The organism is Streptomyces sp. NPDC001634 (assembly GCF_040298185.1).
In the GTDB taxonomy this organism is placed as follows: domain Bacteria; phylum Actinomycetota; class Actinomycetes; order Streptomycetales; family Streptomycetaceae; genus Streptomyces.
The window spans coordinates 1-20,087 of record NZ_JBEOZU010000090.1; the positions used below are offsets into that span (position 1 = coordinate 1).

A 20,087-nucleotide genomic window follows, 5' to 3' on the forward strand; every position below is an offset into this window, starting at 1 on the left:
CCGGCCGGCACCGGCAGGGGGTCGCGCGACGGCGGAGGCGGCAGCGCGGCCCGCCCGCCGCCGCTGCGGTTCGCGGAAGGGGACGGCTTCGCCGCCGGACGCCCGCCGCGCCGCCCCTCGATCAGGGTTACCGCCTTCTCGGGCAGCCATGCCGACGCCGTACCGCTGTCGTCGGAGCCGGAGCCGAACAGATGGGGCGCGAGCTGGGCCTGAAGGTCCGCCGGGTTGGGGCGGGAGGTGGCCTCCATCTGCATACAGGACTCGATGAGCGGGCGCAGCTCGTCCGGCAGTCCGGACAGGTCCGGGCCCTCGCGCAGCAGCATGAAGACGGTCTCGACGGGGTTGGCGCCGTGGAAGGGGGGATGTCCGGTGGCCGCGAAGACGAGCATCGAGCCGAGCGAGAAGACATCGCTCGCGCCCGTCACGCTGCGTGAGTCCTTGGCCTGTTCGGGGGACATATACGCGGGCGTACCGACGGCGACGTTCGTCATCGTCAGGCGTGTGTTCGATACGCCGGAGGCGATACCGAAGTCGATGACCCGGGGGCCGTCCTCGACGACGAGGACGTTCGAGGGTTTCAGGTCCCGGTGGACGAGTCCCGCCCCGTGGATGGACTGCAGCGCCTCGGCAACCCCTGCCGCGAGCCACCGCACCGCCTGGGCCGGCAGCGGCCCGCACTCGGTCACTATCTCCTCGAGGGAGGGCGCGGGCACGTACGCGGTGGCGAGCCACGGCACGGCCGCGCGCGGGTCGGCATCGACCACGGCCGCCGTGTAGAAGCCGGAGACCGCCCGCGCGGCCTCGACCTCGCGGGTGAAGCGCACCCGGAACAACTGGTCCTCGGCGAGCTCCGTACGCACCGTCTTGATCGCCACACGCCGGCCGGACGCCGAGCGCGCGAGATAGACCAGCCCCATGCCGCCGGCACCCAGCCGTCCCAGCACCTCGAACGGCCCGATTCGCCGCGGATCGTGCTGCGTCAGCTGATCCACCACTTGCCTGCCACCTCCCCGTACGGGTCGCGTCATCCGCCTTGTGCACGCGACCCCGTGCAGCGTCTCACCACCGCACCGCCGTGGCGGCACGCACCCTGATTCTTCCTGTCCGGAGCACTGGTTGCGAACCCGGGGGCGGATCGGGGTGTCTCAGGACAAAACCACGCCACACCACCTCTCGGGAAGCGGGCGCCCGCATGGTGGAACGCCCGACGAGCCCCCGAAGTGCCGCCCCTACGGCGCCCGGGCGCCTCCCGGCTACCTCTGGAGCAGCGCGAAGGACGCCCCCTGATCGTCCGTGACCACCGCCACCCTTCCGTACGAGGTCTCGAACGGCGGTACCTGCACCCGGCCCCCCAGCCGGTTGACCGCGCCGAGGGCCCCCGCGCCGTCGGCGACACCGAAGTGGACGAGGAAGTGGGGCGGCATCTCGGCCGGGAAGGCGTCCAGGACCGGGGCGCGACCGAAGTCGGGGACGGCACCGGGGCCGAAGAGCGCGTCGTGGAAGAGGCCCGTGTAGAAGGTGTTCGCGGCGACCGTGTCCCGCGCGTACAGCTCGGCCCAGGTGAAGGAGCCGGGTTCGTGCCGCCTGCCGAAGCCCGCGTGGGTACCGGCCTGCCAGAGCCCGAAGACGGCACCCTCGGGGTCGGCGGCGAGCGCCATGGTGCCCAGGGTGTCCACGGGGGCGGGCCCGGTGATGACCTGGCCGCCGGCCGCCCGGATCCGCCCGGCGAGCACGGCGGCGTCGGGCGTCGCGAAGTACACCGTCCAGACGGTGGGCATCCGCCCGTCCCGTTTGGGCACCAGCGCGGCCACCCGTTCACCGTCGAGGAGCGCCCACACGGCGGAGCCGTACGCCTCCTCGAAGGTCCACCCGAAGAGCTCACCGTAGAACCGCTTGCCCGCCTCCACGTCGGGCAACTGCGCGTCGATCCAGCAGGGGACGCCCTCGGGGAAGGCTCCGTCGTCCGCCCCCGGAGCCGGGGCGTCCGGGCCCGCGGACGGAGGCGGGGACGACGGCGGGGACGACGGCGGGGACGACGGCGGGGACGATGGCGGATTTTCGGCCATGCCGCCCAAGGTAACGGCCTCTTGCGACCGGCGCTCGCGGGCGTACTCCCTCCTCAGGGGCCTCTGAAGCGCTCAATCGCCTCACCACTCCCCATTTGCAGTCGGCCGAATCGCGCTCCGATCACCCCTCGGTAAGCTGACGGCATGACAGGACAAGTGCGTACCGTCGACGGCCGCGTGGCCGGTCGGCGCGGGCAGGCGACTCGGCAGAAGCTGCTCGACTGCCTCAGCGAGATGCTCAGCTCCTCGCCGTACCGGGACGTCAAAGTCATTGATGTCGCCCGGAAGGCGGGGACGTCACCCGCGACCTTCTACCAGTACTTTCCGGACGTCGAAGGCGCCGTCCTGGAGATCGCCGAGCAAATGGCCGCGGAGGGCGCCGGGTTGACCCAGCTGCTCGAGGGCCGCTCGTGGGTCGGCAGGGCGGGCTGGCAGACCGCGCAGGAACTCGTGGACGGATTCCTGGAGTTCTGGCGCAAGCACGATGCGATCCTGCGGGTCGTCGACCTCGGCGCCGCCGAAGGCGACAAACGCTTCTACAAGATCCGCATGAAGATCCTGAACTCCGTGAACAACTCCCTTGCGGACTCGATCGCCGAGCTCCAGTCCAAGGGCAGGGTCGACAAGGACGTGAACCCGGCGGCCGTGGCCGGTTCGCTCGTGGCGATGCTCGCGTCCGTGGCCTCCCACCAGAAGGGCTTCCAGTCCTGGGGCGTCAAGCAGGCCGAACTCAAGCCGAATCTGGCGCTGTTGGTGCATCTGGGCGTGACCGGGAAGAAGCCGATGAAGTAGCCCGGGGCAACTGGACGCGCTGTTCAGGCCCCAAGTCCTGTCATGCAGGCGGCGGTTCACCCAAGTGGACCGCCGCCTGCTGCACTGTTCGGCACCCTGTGTCATCGCACCGAGACGCTGTGCATGCCGCGCCGCTATGCGGGCAGCGGGCGGTCCTTGACCACGTGCTTCATCACCAGCGTGGACGTCAGCCGCTGCACCCCCGGCAGCGTCGCGAGCCGATCGTCGTAGAGCCGCTGGAAGGCGGCCAGGTCGGCGGTGGCGACCCGTAGGAGATAGTCCGGCTCCCCGAAGAGCCGCTGCGCCTCCAGGACGTGCTCCACCTCGCTCAGCGCCCGCTCGAACTGGGCGACCGTGTCCCGGTCCTCCTGCCGCATCGACACGAAGACCAGCGCCTCGAAGGTCAGCCCGACCGCGGCCGGATCCACGACCGCCCGGTACCCGGTGATGGCCCCGGACCGCTCCAGCTCCCGCAGCCGGCGGTGACAGGGCGAGACACTCAGCCGCACCCGCCCGGCCAGCTCCGTCACGGTCAGCCGCCCGTCCTGCTGCAGCTCGGCAAGAATCTTCCGGTCCATGTCGTCCATGGGACAGATCTTCCCTCAGGATCCGCGATCATGGGCAAACTTCGGAAACACTTTCGCGCCAATCGCGCCTAATGTTCCCGGCATGGACACGGGAGCGATGATTTCTTTCCTCGCCGTGGACCTGCTGCTGGTGTGCGTACCGGGCGCCGACTGGGCGTATGCGATCGCGGCAGGACTACGGGGGCGGTCGGTGGTGCCTGCGGTGGCCGGCCTGGTCGCCGGGTACGCGGTGCACACGGCACTGGCGGTGGCGGGGCTCGCGGTCCTGGTGGCGGGATCGCCGGGGCTGCTGACCGCGCTGACCGTGGCGGGGGCCGGGTATCTGGTGTGGCTGGGGTGGGGGGTGCTGCGCAGCCCCGGCACTCCGGGTGCGGCGGCCGGGGAACCCGCCGCCGCACCCGGGCGCCGCGTCTTCCTCCGGGGCGCCGCCATCAGCGGACTCAACCCCAAGGGCCTGCTGCTCTACCTCTCCGTGCTGCCGCAGTTCCTGGTCACGAAGGGCGCACACCTGCCGGTGGCGGTGCAGACGGGGGTGCTCGGCCTGGCGCACATGGTGTGCTGCGCCGCCGTCTACCTCACGGTCGGCGTGCTGGCCCGGGCCGTGCTGACCGCGCGCCCCGCTGCGGCCCGTGCGGTCACCCGGACGAGCGGGGCCGCGATGCTCGGCATCGGCGCGTTCCTGCTGGTGGAGCGCCTGGCGACGCTCTGAGGGGTGCGCTCAGCGCCGTACGATCCGAAACAGCCGGATCTCCCGCTCCACCCGAGCCTGATACGTCGCGTACGGCGGCCAGAAGGCCAGCGCCGCCTTCCACGCCGCCCCCCGCTCCTCCCCCTCCAGCAGATGGGCGGTGACCGGGATGTCCTCCCCCTTCCAGCTGATCTCGGCATCGGGGTGGACGAGAAGATTGCCGGTCCAGGCGGGGTGACCCGTCCGCCCGAAGTTGGACCCGATGAGGATCCAGCTGCCGCCCTCCTCCGGCATGCACGCCAGCGGCGTACGACGCGGCTGTCCGCTCTTCGCGCCGGTGGCCGTGAGGATCACACCCGGCAGCAGCTGCGCGCTGAGCAGGACCTTCCCCCGGGTCAGCCGGTGCACCGCACGGTCCAGCGCGGGCACGACGTGCGGCGCGACCCTGGCGAAGACCCGTGTGGAGGACACCTTCTGCACGATCCGGACACCCAGGGCCGTCACACGGCCACCTCCCTCTGCTCGAAGAGCCGCGCCGCGTCGGCGGCGTGCGCCCGCAGCCGGTGCACGGGGCCGAACAGCAGCTCGTCCCCGGCCGCCCGCTTGAAGTAGAGATGCGCCTCGTGCTCCCAGGTGAACCCGATCCCGCCGTGCAGCTGGATCCCCTCCGAGGCGGCGGCCTGAAGGGCCTGAAGGGCCTGGGCGAGGGCGAGCCCGCCGACAGGCCCTCCCGTCTCCCGCCACCGCCCTTCCAAAGAGGCGCTTCGCGCCACACCCCCCGATTCCTGTCCGGTCGCCCAGGCCGCGTAGTACGCCGCCGAACGTGCCGTCTGCACCGCGACGTACACATCCGCCAGCCGGTGCTTGACAGCCTGGAAGGACCCGATCGCCCGGCCGAACTGCTCCCGCTGCCCGACGTACTCGACGGTCCGCTCCAGTGCCCGGTCGGCGGCGCCCACGGCCTCGCAGGCGAGGACGGCGGCGGCCCGGTCCCCGGCGGCGGCGAGCGCCCCGGTCACATCGGCACCATCCTCTCCCAGCAACTCGGCCTCCACATCGCGCAGTTGGATCCGGGCACAGGGCCGCGTCGCGTCGAGAGCGGTCCGCCGGGTCCGTACCCCGCCCTCCCGTACGAGAAACAGCAGGGTCCGCGACCGGGCGAACCCCCCGGCGTGCGCGGCCACGAGCAGCAGCCCGGCGCTGTGCCCGTCGAGCACCTGGTCGGCCTCCCCGTACAGCCGCCAGGTGCCGCCCGCCCGCCGTGCCTGCATCCCGCCGGCGCGGCCGCCGCCCGCCCAGTCGCCCCGGTTGTCGCCGACGAGGGCGAGTGCGGTGGCGAGGGCCGGGCCCGGGACGGTGAGGGCAGCGGTCAGCTCACCGGAGGCGATACGGGGCAGCAGCTCCGCACGCTGGGCGTCGGTGCCGAGGGCGAGCAGCAGGGGCGCGGCGAGTACGGCCGTCGACAGCAACGGGGAGGGGGCGAGGAAGCGCCCCACCTCCTCGCAGGCCAGGGCGAGTTCGGTGATGGTGCAGCCGACACCGCCGTGGGCCTCGGGGAGCGCGAGACCGGGGAGACCGAGGTGTTCGGCGAGGGTGGTCCACAGGGCCGGGTCGTGCCCGGAGCCGGTCCGGACCGCGGCCCGGACGTCCTCGGGCCCGCAGCGCTTGGCCAGCACCTCCCGCACCGTACGGCGGATCTCGTCCTGTTCGGCGGTGAAGCGGGCATCCATGGGCGGGTCCCTTCTCCATCTGACGATGCGTCATGTTAGGGCGGGCACCATCGCATGCACAGGCCCGGCGGCAATTAATCTGATGTACCGTCAGATTCATGACTGCTCTGGCCGGTCGAAAGGCCGCGATCGTCGGCGTATCGCTGTCGGAGTGCGGCCGGGTGGACGAGGCGACGCCCTACGCGCTGCACGCCCAGGCCGCTCGCCGCGCCCTGGCGGACGCGGGCCTGGACCGCTCACTGATCGACGGCTTCGCGTCGGCGGGGCTCGGGACGCTTGCTCCGGTGGAGGTCGCCGAGTATCTGGGCCTGCGGCCCACCTGGGTCGACTCCACCTCCGTCGGCGGCTCGACCTGGGAGGTCATGGCGGCGCACGCGGCGGACGCGATCGCCGCGGGCCATGCACGGGCCGTGCTCCTGGTCTACGGCTCCACGGCCCGGGCGGACATCAGGGCGGGCCGCCGCACGGGCAACCTGTCCTTCGGCGCCCGCGGCCCCCTCCAGTTCGAGGTCCCGTACGGCCACACACTGATCGCCAAGTACGCGATGGCGGCCCGCCGCCACATGCACGAGTACGGCACGACGATCGAGCAGTTGGCCGAGGTCGCGGTACAGGCGCGGGCCAATGCGGCGGCCAACCCCGAGGCGATGTTCCGCGCCCCGATCACGGTGGAGGACGTGTTGGAGGGCCCGGTGATCGCGGACCCCTTCACCAAGCTGCACTGCTGCATACGGTCCGACGGCGGGGCGGCGGTGCTGCTGACGGCCGAGGAGGTCGTACGGGACTGCCGTACGGCACCGGTCTGGGTCCTCGGCACCGGAGAACACGTCTCGCACACCACGATGTCCGAATGGCCGGACTTCACGGTGTCCCCGGCGGTGGTCAGCGGCCGACTCGCCTTCGAACGCGCCGGGGTGCGCCCGGAGGAGATCGACTTCGCCGAGATCTACGACGCCTTCACCTATATGACGCTGGTGACCCTGGAGGACCTCGGCTTCTGCGGGAAGGGCGAGGGCGGGGCGTTCGTGGAGAAGGGGCGGCTGCTGGTCGAGGGCGGGGAGCTCCCGGTGAACACGGACGGGGGCGGGCTGTCGGCCCAGCACCCCGGAATGCGGGGCCTGTTCCTGCTGGTGGAGGCGGTGCGGCAACTGCGGGGCGAGGCCGGCGCACGACAGGTGAGGAAGAGCGGCGGGCGACTTCCGGAACTGGCCGTGGCGTCGGGGACGGGCGGGTGGTTCTGCTCGTCGGGGACGGTGGTGCTGGGGCGGGGCTGACCGGGGGCCGCGCAGTTGCTGTCGCGGTGCACTTCGGCGTCGGACCCAAGAGTGATACTCGGAGGCATGGCAACGGATCTTCACGAACTGCTCAGGTCCCTGCGGGTGTGGGACCCGGAGACCACCGAGCTGCCCGCCTTCGACCCCACGGCGGCGCCCGCGGAGCCACTGGCGCTGTTCACGGAGTGGTTCGCGGAGGTGGTGGCGGCGGGGCAGACCGAGCCGCACACCATGTCGCTGGCGACGGCGGACGCGGACGGCACGCCGGACGTCCGCATCGTGATGCTGCACGGGGCGGACGCGGACGGCTGGTCGTTCGCGACGCACGCGGGCAGCCGCAAGGGCAGACAGCTGGCGGCGAGGCCGTATGCCGCCCTAGGCTTCTACTGGCCGGTGCAGGGCCGCCAGATCCGGCTGCGCGGCCCGGTCACGGCCGCGCCCTCCAAGGAGGGGCAGGCGGATCTGCACGCCCGCTCGACCGGTGCGCTGGCGGCGGCACTCACGGGCCGGCAGAGCGAAGTACTCGGCTCCACCGATGAGTTGGCGCGGGCGTCGGAGGAGGCGTGGGAGCGGGCGCAGCGCGAGCCGGAGGCCCCGGTCCCGTCCTGGACGCTGTACCGCCTCCGCCCGGAGGAGGCCGAGTTCTTCCAGGGCGACGAGCGGCGCCGGCACGTACGCCTCGCCTACCGCCGTACGGAAGCGGGCTGGACCAGGCAACTGCTGTGGCCCTGATCCCGGCCCGCGTGCCGGGCCGGCCGTGTCAGGAACGAAGTGTGATCAGGATGGGCTGCTCGGTGATCCGCAGAGTGCGGGGGGCGGGCCAGACCCTCGATGGAATCCGAATCCCGATGTTCGCACTGGTCGTCACGTTGTCTATAACCTGCATGTCCATTTGGTGTTCGTCACGAAGTACCGGCGCGGCGTGTTCACCGACGCCATGTTGAACAGGTGCGAGGAGATCATGCGGGAGGTGTGCGACGACTTCGAGGCCGAGTTGAAGCAGTTCAACGGCGAGCACGATCACGTTCACCTGCTGGTGCACTACCCGCCGAAGGTCCAGCTCTCCAAGCTGGTCAACAGCTTCAAGGGCGTCTCCGCCCGGCTGCTGCGCAAGGAGTACGACACGCACGTCCGCCGGTACCTGTGGGGTGGGCACTTCTGGTCCGGCTCCTACTTCGCAGGCTCATGTGGAGGGGCGCCGCTCACCGTCGTGAAGCAGTACATCGAGCGGCAGCAGCGCCCCGTGAGCTGAGGTCAACAGTGCGGACCCCTACCCCCACAGCCGAGATCAGAGCAGTCTTGAGATGCGCTTCACCACCGCCCTGAAGGGCGGCGCACTGCGCAAGATCAGAGGTAGAAGTCACGTCCGCGATGGGCCCTCCCCGCCGCCCTGCTCCGAGAACTCGTACAGCGAGAAGTCCGTCACCGCCCGGTACCCGAGCCGCTGGTAGAGGCCGTTGCTCGTGGGGTTCGCCAGGTCGGTGAAGAGCAGAACCTCCTTGGCGCCCGAGTCGAGCGCGGCCCGGCTGACCGCGGCGGTCGCGGCGCCCGCGTAGCCACGGCCGCGCAACGGGGCGGGGGTGTAGACGGGGGCGACTCGGACCTGCCCGGCGACTTCGGGGGTGGTACCCGCCATGGCGACGGGTGTGCCGTCCGGCGTCTCCCAGAGCATGAGCCCGCCGCGCGCGAGCTTGCTCCCGGCCCAGCCGTCCGGGTCCTGCGCGGCCCGCTCGCTGACGTCCGCGCAGAACTCGGCGTACCACCGCGCGACCAGCCCGCGGTCGTCCGCCGCCGCGAGGCGGGCGTTCCCGGGCGGCGTGGGCTCGGGCGGGGTGAGCGTGCCGAGCCGGTACAGGCGTTGGCGCATCCGGAGCCGGGCGGTCGTTCCGGTGCGTTTCTCCGAGGCGGCGGCGAAGGCGGCGGCCGCCTCCGCCGGGCCACCGGCCGACGGGATCATCCGTCCGTCCTGCGCGAGCCGCGCGGCCAGCGCGTCGGCGTCCTCGGCGGTGAGGGCGGTGAGGTTGAGCTGGTACGGGGGCGTGCGCAGGACGGTGGCCCGTACGGTGCCGTGCTTGTCCGCGAGCCAGCCGTAGTACGGCGCCCGATCCCCGTAGGCGGTCGCCCCCTCCGTCCGCAGCTTGTGGCTCACCGTCAGTTGCACGGTGTGCAGCGCGGGCTCGGATCGCAGGAACGCCCCGGCCCGCCCGAGGAACTCCTCCAGGTCACCGGTGAGCTGCCAGTCATCGTCGTCGAAAGTCATACGCCACCATCGCCCGCACCGCCGTGCTCCGCACGCGATCTACCCGCGACCGGTTACGGAATCCGCGGCTCCGGGTCGCTCGCGATCCGCGCATGCAGATGCACGTCCCGGAACGCGTCCTGCCTCCCCGCCTCCCACATCGCCCCGCGCAACGTTCCCTCGTACGGGAATCCGCACCGTTCGGCGATGCGGCAGGACGCGTCATGGCCGAGGGCATGGCCCAGTTCCAGGCGGTGCAGCCCCAGGTCGGTCAGGGCCCAGCGGGCGGCGACGGCCAGGGCGCGGGTGGCGACCCCGTGGCCGCGGGCCTCGGGAAGGACCCAGTAGCCGACGCGGGCGAGGCGGATGACGTGGTCGATCTCGTTGATGCCGATGTGCCCCAGCGTCGTACCGCTCGCCGCGTCCGTGACCCGGAACGACGCATTCGTTCCGTTGGCCGTGCCCTCCGCCTTCGACCGCAGCGACTTCCGCGCGTCTGCCATGTCCCGCACGATGTTGAGCGGCGTGTTCCACCGCGTGAAATCCGGGTCGGTCAGCCCCCGGAACCATGCGTCCAGATGGGCGTCGGACTCCGGATCCCAGAAGGTCAAGCGCAGGCCGTGACCCTGCAGCTCGGGGAGGGGGTTGGTCAGGGACCTCTCGCGTATGTCGGCCATCGGGCCATTCAACCAACTCCCTGGGCTCCGATCACCGGCTTTGGGGGCCGGAACACCGGCACCCCTTCCCTGAAGGCCACATCCAGCCGCATCCCCACCCGCAGCTCGGCTTCCCCGCACTCCACCACCTCGGTCATCATTCGCGGCCCTTCCGCGAGGTCGACCACGGCTGCGACGTACGGAGTGCGCTCCCCGAAGGGCGGCAGGTCGTTGCGGTGGACCACGGACCAGGTGTAGAGGGTCGCCCGGCCGCTCGCCGGCTCCCAGGTGACGTTCTCGCTCCAGCAGTGGGGGCAGAATTCGCGGGGGTAGTGGTGAGCGCGCCCGCATTCCCGGCAGCGGCGCACCAGCAGCCGCCCCCCGGCCGCCGCGTCCCAGTAGGTACGTGTGAAGGCGTCGGCTTCGGGGATGTCGAGGCGGGGCCGGGCACCGCCCGATGCCGCGCTCACCGGAACAGCCCCAGCGCGCTGTCCAGCGACCACGTCTGCCACGACATCCCGAACAGCCCCACCACCGAGATCAGCGCCATCATCGAGTTCTGTCCCTGCTCGGCCCAGTCGTGGATCATGAGGGTGAAGTAGAGAACGTTGAGGAGCAGGCCGCCGACCAGCGCGATCGGTGTCAGGAAGCCCGCGACCAGGCCGAGTCCGAGGGCCAGTTCCGCGTACACGACCACATACGCCATCGTCCGCGGCCGGGGCGCGACCACCACGTCGAAGCCGCTGCGGACCGCCGTCCAGCGATGCTTGGCCGCGACGTCGGCGGCCCAGGCGATCCCGGTTCCCCGCTCGAACCACGCCTTCTTGTCCTTGTGCCGCCAGCTCTCCAGCCACCACAGCCCGAGCCCGATGCGGAGCACGGCGAGCCATTCCGCGCCGGTGAGCCAGATCGTGTCCATGAAGCGCCGCCCTCCCACCGACCAGTTTTCTGACGGTACGTCAGTTCAGCGCACCCGCCGGGGACGCGCAAGAGCCGCGCCCACGCCCGCGCGCGGGCGGCGGACACGCCACCGAACCGCCACAACCGGTCCGCCTACGTCACCGGTCCCACCCACTCCTCCTACAGCCGTGATCGATTCGCAACCGATTCCGGTCTTGACCGAGACCCATCAACGGAGAGTGTGGATACGCTCACGCTCATGGCCGACTCGACTGCTGCTTCGTCGCGTCCCGTGGTGCCCTCCCACGAGGACCGACCGGTGTACGTCATCGGCGGCGGCCCGGGTGGGCTCGCCGCGGCGTACGCGCTGCGCGCCCAGGGCGTACGGGCCGTCGTGCTGGAGAAGTCCGACCGTGTCGCGGCGTCCTGGCGGCGCCACTACGACCGGCTTCATCTGCACACGACGCGGCGGCTGTCGGCCCTTCCGGGGCTTGCGATGCCGCGCTCCTTCGGGCGGTGGGTGGCGCGCGACGACGTGGTGCGCTACCTGGAGAAGTACGCCGAGTACCACGAACTGGAGATCGTCACCGGAGTCGAGGTCTCGCGCATCGAGCCCGCCCCGGACGGCACCGGCTGGCTGCTGTACGCCACCGGCGGCCGTGAACTGACGGGCAGCGCGGTCGTCATCGCCACGGGCTACAACCACACCCCGCACGTGCCCGACTGGCCCGGTCTCGACGCCTGCACCGGCGAGTTCCTGCACGCGGGCGAGTACCGCAACGCGGAGCCGTACGCCGGCCGCGACGTCCTCGTCGTCGGCGTCGGCAACACCGGCGCCGAGATTGCCGTCGACCTGGTGGAGGGCGGCGCCTCGCGCGTGCGGCTTTCGGTGCGCACCGCCCCCCACATCGTGCGCCGGTCCACCGCAGGGTGGGCTGCCCAGTTCACCGGGATCCTCGTACGACGGCTGCCGGTGCGGCTCGTCGACCGGCTGGCCGGGCCGATGGCGAAGATCAGCGTGCCGGACCTGTCGGCGCAGGGGCTGCCCCGGCCCGACACAGGGCTCTACTCCCGTGTCAACGAGGGATCGATTCCCGTCCAGGACGTCGGGCTCATCGACGCCGTGCGCAAGGGACAGGTCGAGGTCGTGGCGGCCGTCGAGGGCTTCGAGGGCGGAAAGACCGTCCTCGCCGACGGCAGCCGGATCGAGCCCGAGGTGGTGATCGCCGCGACCGGGTACGTCCGCGCCCTGGAGGGGCTCGTCGGCCACCTCGGCGTCCTGGACGCCCGCGGCAAGCCGGTCGTCCATGGCGCCCGCGCCCCGCGCACCGCCCCCGGCCTGTACTTCACCGGCTTCACCAACCCGATCAGCGGCATGTTCCGCGAACTGGCCATCGACGCGCAGAAGATAGCGAAGGCGGTCGCCCGCCATACGGAACAGGCCCGCGCGGCACGCTGAGCCGAGCCGCCCGTGGCTACCCGCCGGTTCCTCACCCCTTCCTGACACCTTGTCAGTTCAGTAACCTGACACAGCGTCAGTTCATTGAAGCTGTCACACAGGAGCGGGCGGACCGATGCTTGGATCAACCCACGGCACCCTCACCACCGACTCCCGCCGGGCCCGGGCCATCGCCTGCGGTGAGCAACCCTCGCCCGTGGTGCACGGCAGGCCCGCCGGCGTCGGCGACCTCGACGTCAGCGGGCGGCCGCTGTACGCCGACGTCCCCGACCTGGACCGGTTCTTCCGGCCCGAGTCCGTCGCCGTCGTCGGTGCCTCCGACGCCGAGGGGAGGCCCAACACCGGCATCACCCGGCAGCTGATCGCCTGGGCGGAGCGGGTCGGCGCCCGGCTGCACCCCGTGCACCCCACCCGTCAGTCCGTCTTCGGCATCCCCTGCTCCCCTTCCCTCGCCGACCTGCCCGAACAGGTCGATCTCGCCGTGCTGCTCGTCTCCGACCCCCTTCCCCTCCTCGAGGAACTCGGCGCGGCCAAGGTGAAGTTCGCCGTCGCCTTCGCCTCCGGATTCGCCGAGACCGGTGAGGAGGGCGCCGCCGCCCAGGACCGGCTGGCCGCAGCCGTGGAGCGGGCCGGGATACGGCTGCTCGGGCCCAACACCAACCTCAACGCCTTCGAGCGGTTCCGGGACGACCTCGACGGACCGGCCATCGCGCTCATCACCCAGTCCGGGCACCAGGGGCGGCCCGTCTTCGCCCTGCAGGAGCTGGGCGTGCGGCTCTCCCACTGGGCTCCCACCGGCAACGAGGCCGACCTGGAGACCGCCGACTTCATCTCCTACTTCGCCGAGCAGCCCGAGGTCGGCGCCATCGCCTGCTACATCGAGGGCCTGAAGGACGGCCGCTCCTTCCTCCTCGCCGCCGACCGGGCCGCCCGGCGCGGTGTGCCGGTCGTCGCGGTCAAGGTCGGCCGCACCGAGACCGGCGCCCGCACCGCCGCCTCACACACCGGCAAGCTGACCGGCGCGGACGACGTGGTCGATGCGGCGATGCGGCAGTACGGGGTCATCCGTGTCGACGGCCTCGACGAACTGCAGGACACCGCCGCCCTGTTGGCCCGTGCCCGCACCCCGCGCGCCGACGGCGTCGTCGTGTATTCGATCTCGGGCGGCACGGGCGCGCACGTCGCGGACCTGGCGACCGAGGCGGGGCTCCGTCTGCCGGTCCTGTCCGAGGCCAGGCAGGCCGAGCTGCACCAGTGGATCCCCGAGTACCTGAGCGTGGCCAACCCCGTCGACAACGGCGGCCACCCGGTGGGCGACTGGCGCGGACGGAAGATCATCGACGCGATCCTCGACGACCCGGAGGTGGGGGTGCTCATCTGCCCCATCACCGGCCCCTTCCCTCCGCTGAGCGACAAACTCGTGCAGGACCTCGTGGACGCGGCGGAGCGCACGGACAAGCTGGTGTGCGTGGTGTGGGGGTCGCCGGTCGGCACCGAGGCGGCGTACCGCGAGACGCTGCTCGGCTCCTCGCGCGTGGCCACCTTCCGCACCGTCGCGAACTGCCTCACGGCCGTCCGCGCCCACCTCGACCACCACCGCTTCGTCCGCGGCTACCGCTCCCCCTTCGACGAGGCACCCCGCACTCCCTCGCCGTCCTTCCGCAAGGCGCAGGCGCTGATGCGGCCCGGTCAGCAGCTGAGCGAGCACGCGGCGAAGCAGCTGCTGCGGGCGTACGGCATCCGCGTACCGCGCGAGCAGCTGGTGATCAGCGCGGCGGCGGCCGTGCGCGCGGCGGGGCTCGTCGGCTACCCCGTGGTGATGAAGGCGTCCGGCGCGCAGATCGCCCACAAGACCGAGCTCGGCCTGGTGAAGATCGGGCTGACCTCCGCCAGCCAGGTCAGGGACGCCTACCGGGAGCTGACCGACATCGCGCGCTACGAAGGGATCAAACTCGACGGCGTCCTTGTGTGCCAGATGGTCGAGCGGGGCGTCGAGATGGTCGTCGGCATCTCCCACGACCGGCTCTTCGGGCCCACGGTCACGGTCGGGCTGGGCGGTGTGCTCGTCGAGGTGCTGCGGGACGCGGCCGTACGCGTGCCGCCCTTCGGTGAGGAGCAGGCGAGGGCCATGCTGCTGGAACTGCGCGGGCGGGCCCTGCTGGACGGGGTGCGCGGGCGTCCCCCGGCCGACCTCGATGCGCTCGTCGAAGTCGTGCTCCGCATCGAGCGCATGGCCCTGGAACTCGGGGACCAGATCGCGGAGCTGGACATCAACCCGCTCATGGTGCTGCCCAGGGGGCAGGGAGCCGTGGCGCTGGACGCGCTGGCGGTGTGCCGCTGAGGTCCGGATCAGCCGGCTGAGGAAACAGAACAGGAAGCGGAGCATCATGACGTCCTCCCCCGAAGACTCCGTGGATCCCGTGGATCCCGTAGATCCCGTAGATCCACGGGATCCTGTAAATCCCGTAGATCCTGTAGATCCTGTAGATCCCGTCGAGTCATTGGTACGGCACACCACTGACAATCACGTCTCGTGGCTCACCCTCAACCGCCCCGAATCCCTCAACGCCATCACCCCTGACCTGCGCGAACATCTCATTCAAAAATTTCTCGACGCCTCCGCCGACCCGGATGTGCGGGCCGTGGTCCTCACGGGTGCGGGCCGCGGTTTCTGCGCGGGCGCGGACCTGCGCAGCGGGGCGGCGGCCGGTCAGCGGATCCCCGGCGACGTGGAGCGCACCATCCGCCGGGGTGCCCAGCGTCTGGTCGCCGCGGTCCTCGACTGCGAGAAACCGGTGATCGCGGCGGTGAACGGCATCGCCGCCGGCCTCGGCGCGCACCTCGCCCTCGCCTGCGACCTCGTACTCGCCGCCGATTCCGCCCGGTTCATCGAGGTGTTCGTACGCCGTGGCCTGGTTCCGGACGGCGGCGGCGCGTATCTGCTGCCGCGGCTGACCGGGCCGCAGCGCGCCAAGGAACTGATGTTCTTCGGCGACGCCCTGACGGCCTCGGACGCGGAGCGGCTGGGGCTGGTGAACCGGGTGGTACCGGCGGACGGCCTGGAGAAGACCGCCCGCGAGTGGGCCGAGCGCCTCGCCGCCGGCCCCACCCGTGCCCTGGCACTCACCAAGCAGCTGGTCAACGCCTCCCTGGACACCGACCGCGCCACCGCCTTCGCCGCCGAGGCCGCCGCCCAGGAGATCAACATGACGACGGCGGACGCGAACGAGGGCGTGGCGAGTTTCGTGGAGCGGCGGGAACCCCGCTACCGAGGCCGTTGATCCCCTGTCGGGGCCCTGATCCCCTGTCGGGGCCACTGATCCCCCCCGTCGGAGCCGCTGATCCCCCCGTCGGAGCCGCTGATCCCCCTGTCGGAGCCACTGATCCCCTTTCCGGGCTCACTTGACCCCCTTGCGAGGCTTCACTTCTGACATACCGTCAGTTTCAATGGGTGATGTGATGGGACACGCAGGGATGGCGGCCACCGCCGTCCGTTACCTCAGGTCGGTCGGGGCCGGTACGGCCGCGAGGCCCGTCGAAGCGCTGCCGCGCCCCGAACTGCGGGCCGTCGGGGCGGACGAGCGGGCGCCGGTCGCCTCGGGCGAGTTCCGGCGCGTCCTGGGGAACTTCGCGACCGGCGTCACCGTGATCACCGCGCCCGCCGCGGACGGCGAGAGCGGACCCGCCGGCTTCGCCTGCCAGTCGTTCTCGTCGCTCTCCCTCGATCCGCCGCTGGTCGTGTTCATGGTCGGCCGGACGTCGACGACCTGGCCGAGGATCGCCCGCGCGGGCGTGTTCTGCGTGAACGTACTCGCCGCTCACCAGGGCGCGTTGTGCAGCGGCTTCGCCGTCAGCGGCGCGGACAAGTTCGCCGGCGTCGATCACGAACCGGCACCTTTCTCCGGCTCCCCGCGCCTTGCGGGCGCCACGGCGTGGATCGACTGCGCGATCCACGCCGTGCACACGGGAGGCGACCATCTGATCGTGGTGGGCCGGGTGGAGGCCCTGGGAACCGGCGACAGCGAGGAAACTCCGCTGCTGTTCCACAAGGGCCGTTTCGTGTAGCCGTCCCCCTCCGGTTCAGGCGAGTGCCGGAACCCCCGCCGGACGCCGCCGGATCACCAGCGCCATCAGCGCCGCCGCCGCGCACAGCGCGCCCGACGCGTACCACATCACGTCGTACGAGCCGAACGTGTCCCGCGCGACGCCGCCGAGGAAGGCGACCAGGGCCGCGCCGACCTGGTGCGAGGCCAGGACCCAGCCGAAGACGATGGCGCTGTCCTCGCCGTACTGCTCCCGGCACAGCGCCAGGGTGGGCGGGACGGTGGCGACCCAGTCCAGGCCGTAGAAGACGATGAAGAAGATCATCGGCGGGTGGACGGCCGGGGCCAGGAGCATGGGCAGGAAGAGGAGCGAGGTGCCGCGCAGGGCGTAGTACACAGCGAGCAGGCGGCGCGGTTCGAAGCGGTCCGTGAACCAGCCCGAGGCGATCGTGCCGACGACGTCGAAGACGCCGATGACCGCGAGGAGCGAGGCCGCCGCCGTGATCGGCATGCCGTGGTCGTGGGCGGCCGGGACGAAGTGGGTCTGGATCAGCCCGTTCGTGGAGGCGCCGCAGATCGCGAAGGTTCCGGCCAGCAGCCAGAACGGGCCCGTGCGTACCGCCGAGAGGAGCACGGTGACGGCGCGGCGGGCGGCGCCGGGCACAGGTTCCGGCCTGGGTACGAACTGCTGGGCGCCGTAAGGCTTCAGGCCCACGTCCGCCGGGTGGTCCCGCAGCAGCAGCCAGACGAAGGGGATGACCGCGAGGGCGGCGAGGGCCACCGTCACGGCGGCCGGGCGCCAGCCGTGGTTCTCGACCAGCCAGGACAGCAGGGGGAGGAAGATCAGCTGTCCGGAGGCCGAGGCGGCGGTGAGGATGCCGCTCACCAGGCCGCGCCGCTCGGTGAACCAGCGGTTGGTGACGGTCGCCGCGAACGCCAGGGCCATCGAGCCGGTACCCAGGCCGACCAGCAGCCCCCAGCAGAGCAACAGCTGCCAGGCCGCCGTCATCCACACAGTCGCGCCCGAGCCCGCCGCGATGACTGCCAGGGCCACGGCGACGACCCTGCGGATGCCGAAGCGGTCCATCAGGGCGGCCGCGAAGGGCGCGGTCACGCCGTAGAGCGCGAGATTGATCGACACCGCCGCGCCGATCGTGCCGCGCGACCAGTGGAACTCCTGGTGCAAGGGGTCGATCAGCAGGCCCGGCAGCGAACGGAAGGCTGCCGCGCCGATGATCGTCACGAAGGTGACGGCGGCGACGAACCAGGCGCGGTGGATGCGATGCGTCGTGGGGTGCGGTTCCTTGGCGGTCGATGTGGGTGCGGTTGTCTGGGTCACGCCATAGAGCTTCCGGGCTGCATCCCCGCCGATCGAGTGGCCCGAGGGACAGCATTCGTTAGGATCGGGCCATGACCGCCGCCGAACGTTTCCGTCGCCACCGCGTCGTCGTTCTCGCCCTGGACGGGCTGCTCCCCTTCGAACTGGGCATCCCGCACCGGATCTTCGGGCGCCCCAAGGACGCGCAGGGGCGGCATCTGTACGAGGTCGTCACCTGCTCCGTCCGGCCACCGGGCCCCGTCGCCACGGACGCCGACTTCTCCATCCACGTCGAGAACGGCCCGGAGGCACTCGCCACCGCGGACACCGTCATCGTCCCGGCGTCGTACGAGCTCGGTCCGGTCTTCGAGGAGGGCGTGCTGACCGACGAGCTGGCCGCCGCGCTCGCGCACATCCGGCCCGGCACCCGGCTCGCCTCCATCTGCACCGGCGTCTACGTCCTCGCCGCCGCCGGGTACCTCGACGGCCGCCCCGCCACCACGCACTGGGCCGACGCCGAGCACTTCCAGCGGCTCTTCCCGCAGATCATGGTCGACGCGGACGTCCTCTTCATCGACGACGGCGATGTCCTGACCTCGGCGGGGGTCGCGGCCGGGATCGATCTGTGCCTTCACATGGTGCGGCGAGACCACGGCACCGCGGTCGCCAACGAGGTGGCCCGCCGTACGGTCGTACCGCCCCATCGCGACGGCGGACAGGCGCAGTACATCCACCGCCCCGTGCCCGATCCGCAGCTGGCGACCACGACCGCCGCCCGCGCCTGGGCGCTGGGCCGTCTGCACGAGCCCATCCAGCTGCGCGACATGGCCGAGCAGGAGTCCATGTCCGTGCGCACCTTCACACGCCGCTTCCGCGAAGAGGTCGGCGTCAGCCCCGGACAGTGGCTCACCCAGCAGCGCGTCGAACGGGCCCGTCATCTGCTGGAGTCCACCGACCTGTCGATCGACCAGGTGGCACAGGACGCCGGCTTCGGCACCGCCCAGTCGATGCGGCAGCACCTACAGGCGGCCCTCGGGGTCACCCCCACCGCTTACCGACGGACCTTCCGAGCCGGGGGCGTTTTCGACGGCGGCGGCTCCAGGAAGTACGACGGTGTGGACGCCCTGCGCTGAACGGCCCGCGCGACGGACCTCACCCCACCAGCCGAGCGCCGTCAGCACCAGGGTGAGACCCACACCGACCAGGACGGCCGTGGACGGGGCCACCGTCCGGAGCAGGGCGCCGGCGAGGGAGCCCGTCGCCGCGTAGCCCGCGCCCGCTGCCGCGTACATCACGGAGTAGCCCGCGGCCAGGGCGCTCGGTGGCAGGGCCTCGCGCAGGGACAGGTTGCGGGTGAGCAGCGCGCCCGACTGGAGCACGCCGCTCAAGACCAGCATGGCCGCGATAGCGGCCGCTGCCGGTATCAGCGCGACGAGGGCCACGCAGACCGATGTCCCGCACAGCAGCACCACGCTGTGGGTGCGGAGCCGCCCCGGCCAGGAGCGCACGCCGTACAGGAAAGCACCCAGCGCCGCGCCCAGCGACAGCCCCACCAGCAGCGGACCGGACCAGCCGACGCCGACGCCGCGCTGTTCGAGGAGGGCGGGCAGGACCAGTTCGACCAGGCCGAGCGTGGTGAGGCCGGCCGCGCCCGTGACGTACGCCGGCCAGGCGGCGAGGAGGGGCCGGAGCAGCCGCCTGCCCGCCCGGTCCCCATCGCCCGCGTCCCAGCCGGCGGGCAGGAGCCACAGGCCCGCAACCGACGACACCAAAAGGGCGGCAGCGAGGAGCAGCGGGACGCGCGGGGCGACGCCGAGGGCGAGGCCGGTCACCGCGGCCGGGGAGACGGCCCATATGCCGGACACCAGCAGTGATTCGAAGGACAGCGCCTGCGCCACGGCACGTTCTGGAACCAGGGCCGTGAGCAGCGCGCGCAGAGCACCGGTGGCCTGGGCCGGGGCGAATCCCGCCGGCACCGCGAACGCCGCGAGGACCACGGGGTGCGCGCCCGGTAACGCGCCGAGGCCCGCAAATCCGGCGGCTCCGGCCGCGAGTCCCGCGGCCAGCTGAGGGCGGGCGCGCTCGGGACGCAGGCGCAGGCCCAGCAGCGGAGCGCCGATGATCTCCCCGATCACATAGGCGGCGGCGAGGGTTGCACCCAGGGAATAGCCACCGGGCCGCTCGCGCACCAGGAAGACCAGGGCCAAGGGTGCCATGGCCACCGGCATACGGGCACCGATGGATACGCAGGCCCAGGCCAGCACCTGTCCGGAGGCGACATCGCGGTAGGTCATGGGACGACGCTAGGGGGAGGCACCGACAGCGCCCCACCGGA

21 protein-coding genes are annotated in these 20,087 nt (G+C 71.8%); 10 read left to right on the plus strand and 11 right to left on the minus strand.

All coding sequences use genetic code 11. From position 1 onward, the window contains the following. Positions 1–995: serine/threonine-protein kinase (locus ABT186_RS38910; protein ID WP_351929122.1), on the minus strand; the 995-nt coding region annotated here is incomplete at its 3' end. 258 nt (positions 996–1,253) lie between these two features. Beyond that, positions 1,254–2,066: an AfsK-binding protein KbpA gene (gene kbpA / locus ABT186_RS38915; RefSeq protein WP_502973468.1), complete on the minus strand. Its 813-nt coding sequence runs from the start codon at positions 2,064–2,066 to the stop codon at positions 1,254–1,256. Between the two features lie 156 nt (positions 2,067–2,222). On the opposite strand from kbpA, the gene ABT186_RS38920 reads away from it, so the two are divergent. After that, positions 2,223–2,858 (plus strand): TetR family transcriptional regulator, encoded by a 636-nt coding sequence (locus tag ABT186_RS38920; RefSeq protein WP_351230828.1) that lies wholly within the window; start codon positions 2,223–2,225, stop codon positions 2,856–2,858. A gap of 134 nt (positions 2,859–2,992) precedes the next feature. Here ABT186_RS38920 and ABT186_RS38925 read toward each other — a convergent pair whose 3' ends face one another. After that, positions 2,993–3,445 (minus strand): Lrp/AsnC family transcriptional regulator, encoded by a 453-nt coding sequence (locus ABT186_RS38925; RefSeq protein ID WP_351230818.1) that lies wholly within the window; start codon positions 3,443–3,445, stop codon positions 2,993–2,995. Positions 3,446–3,527: 82 nt separating this feature from the next. Here ABT186_RS38925 and ABT186_RS38930 point away from each other — a divergent pair, with 82 nt between their 5' ends. Then, positions 3,528–4,154, plus strand: coding sequence for a LysE family translocator (locus tag ABT186_RS38930; protein WP_351929124.1), 627 nt, complete (start codon positions 3,528–3,530; stop codon positions 4,152–4,154). Positions 4,155–4,163: 9 nt separating this feature from the next. Here the strand turns inward: ABT186_RS38930 and ABT186_RS38935 are convergent, their stop codons facing one another. Together ABT186_RS38935 and ABT186_RS38940 are read right to left on the minus strand one after the other, a co-directional pair. Further along, entirely contained in the window at positions 4,164–4,637 is a 474-nt protein-coding gene (locus tag ABT186_RS38935; RefSeq protein ID WP_351929126.1) for a nitroreductase family deazaflavin-dependent oxidoreductase, read from the minus strand. Continuing rightward, on the minus strand, positions 4,634–5,863 hold the full coding sequence (locus ABT186_RS38940) for an acyl-CoA dehydrogenase family protein (RefSeq protein ID WP_351929128.1): 1,230 nt from the start codon (positions 5,861–5,863) through the stop codon (positions 4,634–4,636). Before ABT186_RS38940 ends, ABT186_RS38935 begins: the two co-directional genes overlap by 4 nt. 98 nt (positions 5,864–5,961) lie before the next feature. Here ABT186_RS38940 and ABT186_RS38945 point away from each other — a divergent pair, with 98 nt between their 5' ends. The 3 genes from ABT186_RS38945 (at position 5,962) to tnpA (ending at position 8,389) form a co-directional block, all read left to right on the plus strand. Next, positions 5,962–7,137 carry a thiolase C-terminal domain-containing protein gene (locus ABT186_RS38945; RefSeq protein WP_351230214.1) on the plus strand — a complete coding sequence of 392 codons (1,176 nt, stop codon included), beginning with the start codon at positions 5,962–5,964 and terminating at the stop codon, positions 7,135–7,137. Between the two features lie 66 nt (positions 7,138–7,203). Next, a complete protein-coding gene (locus tag ABT186_RS38950) occupies positions 7,204–7,869 on the plus strand; it encodes a pyridoxine/pyridoxamine 5'-phosphate oxidase (RefSeq protein WP_351230216.1) in 666 nt (221 codons plus the stop codon). Between the two features lie 55 nt (positions 7,870–7,924). After that, positions 7,925–8,389, plus strand: a complete 465-nt coding sequence (gene tnpA / locus ABT186_RS38955; RefSeq protein WP_351929144.1) for an IS200/IS605 family transposase — start codon at positions 7,925–7,927, stop codon at positions 8,387–8,389. A gap of 108 nt (positions 8,390–8,497) precedes the next feature. Here tnpA and ABT186_RS38960 read toward each other — a convergent pair whose 3' ends face one another. Genes ABT186_RS38960 through ABT186_RS38975 form a run of 4 tightly spaced genes read right to left on the minus strand, consistent with a single transcriptional unit; the run spans position 8,498 to position 10,951 of the window. After that, a complete protein-coding gene (locus ABT186_RS38960) occupies positions 8,498–9,397 on the minus strand; it encodes a GNAT family N-acetyltransferase (protein ID WP_351929130.1) in 900 nt (299 codons plus the stop codon). Positions 9,398–9,450: 53 nt separating this feature from the next. After that, positions 9,451–10,053 (minus strand): GNAT family N-acetyltransferase, encoded by a 603-nt coding sequence (locus tag ABT186_RS38965; RefSeq protein WP_351230219.1) that lies wholly within the window; start codon positions 10,051–10,053, stop codon positions 9,451–9,453. An 8-nt stretch (positions 10,054–10,061) separates the two neighbouring features. Next, on the minus strand, positions 10,062–10,502 hold the full coding sequence (locus ABT186_RS38970; RefSeq protein ID WP_351929132.1) for a Zn-ribbon domain-containing OB-fold protein: 441 nt from the start codon (positions 10,500–10,502) through the stop codon (positions 10,062–10,064). Continuing rightward, a complete protein-coding gene (locus tag ABT186_RS38975; protein WP_351230223.1) occupies positions 10,499–10,951 on the minus strand; it encodes a DoxX family protein in 453 nt (150 codons plus the stop codon). Before ABT186_RS38975 ends, ABT186_RS38970 begins: the two co-directional genes overlap by 4 nt. Before the next feature lie 240 nt (positions 10,952–11,191). On the opposite strand from ABT186_RS38975, the gene ABT186_RS38980 reads away from it, so the two are divergent. The 4 genes from ABT186_RS38980 to ABT186_RS38995 all read left to right on the plus strand — a co-directional run bounded on the left by ABT186_RS38980 (position 11,192) and on the right by ABT186_RS38995 (position 16,456). After that, complete coding sequence (locus ABT186_RS38980) at positions 11,192–12,391, plus strand: flavin-containing monooxygenase (RefSeq protein WP_351929134.1); 1,200 nt, start codon at positions 11,192–11,194, stop codon at positions 12,389–12,391. A gap of 115 nt (positions 12,392–12,506) precedes the next feature. Further along, positions 12,507–14,732, plus strand: a complete 2,226-nt coding sequence (locus ABT186_RS38985) for an acetate--CoA ligase family protein (RefSeq protein WP_351230227.1) — start codon at positions 12,507–12,509, stop codon at positions 14,730–14,732. Between the two features lie 160 nt (positions 14,733–14,892). Further along, on the plus strand, positions 14,893–15,672 hold the full coding sequence (locus ABT186_RS38990; RefSeq protein ID WP_351230229.1) for an enoyl-CoA hydratase/isomerase family protein: 780 nt from the start codon (positions 14,893–14,895) through the stop codon (positions 15,670–15,672). A 166-nt stretch (positions 15,673–15,838) separates the two neighbouring features. After that, positions 15,839–16,456, plus strand: a complete 618-nt coding sequence (locus ABT186_RS38995) for a flavin reductase family protein (protein ID WP_351230231.1) — start codon at positions 15,839–15,841, stop codon at positions 16,454–16,456. Positions 16,457–16,471: 15 nt separating this feature from the next. On the opposite strand, the gene ABT186_RS39000 is transcribed toward ABT186_RS38995, so the two are convergent. Further along, positions 16,472–17,773, minus strand: a complete 1,302-nt coding sequence (locus ABT186_RS39000; RefSeq protein ID WP_351230233.1) for an MFS transporter — start codon at positions 17,771–17,773, stop codon at positions 16,472–16,474. 71 nt (positions 17,774–17,844) lie between these two features. Here ABT186_RS39000 and ABT186_RS39005 point away from each other — a divergent pair, with 71 nt between their 5' ends. Further along, entirely contained in the window at positions 17,845–18,885 is a 1,041-nt protein-coding gene (locus ABT186_RS39005; RefSeq protein WP_351230235.1) for a GlxA family transcriptional regulator, read from the plus strand. On the opposite strand, the gene ABT186_RS39010 is transcribed toward ABT186_RS39005, so the two are convergent. Further along, positions 18,772–20,046 (minus strand): MFS transporter, encoded by a 1,275-nt coding sequence (locus ABT186_RS39010; protein WP_351230237.1) that lies wholly within the window; start codon positions 20,044–20,046, stop codon positions 18,772–18,774. The genes ABT186_RS39005 and ABT186_RS39010 overlap by 114 nt on opposite strands. Positions 20,047–20,087 lie beyond the last annotated feature (41 nt).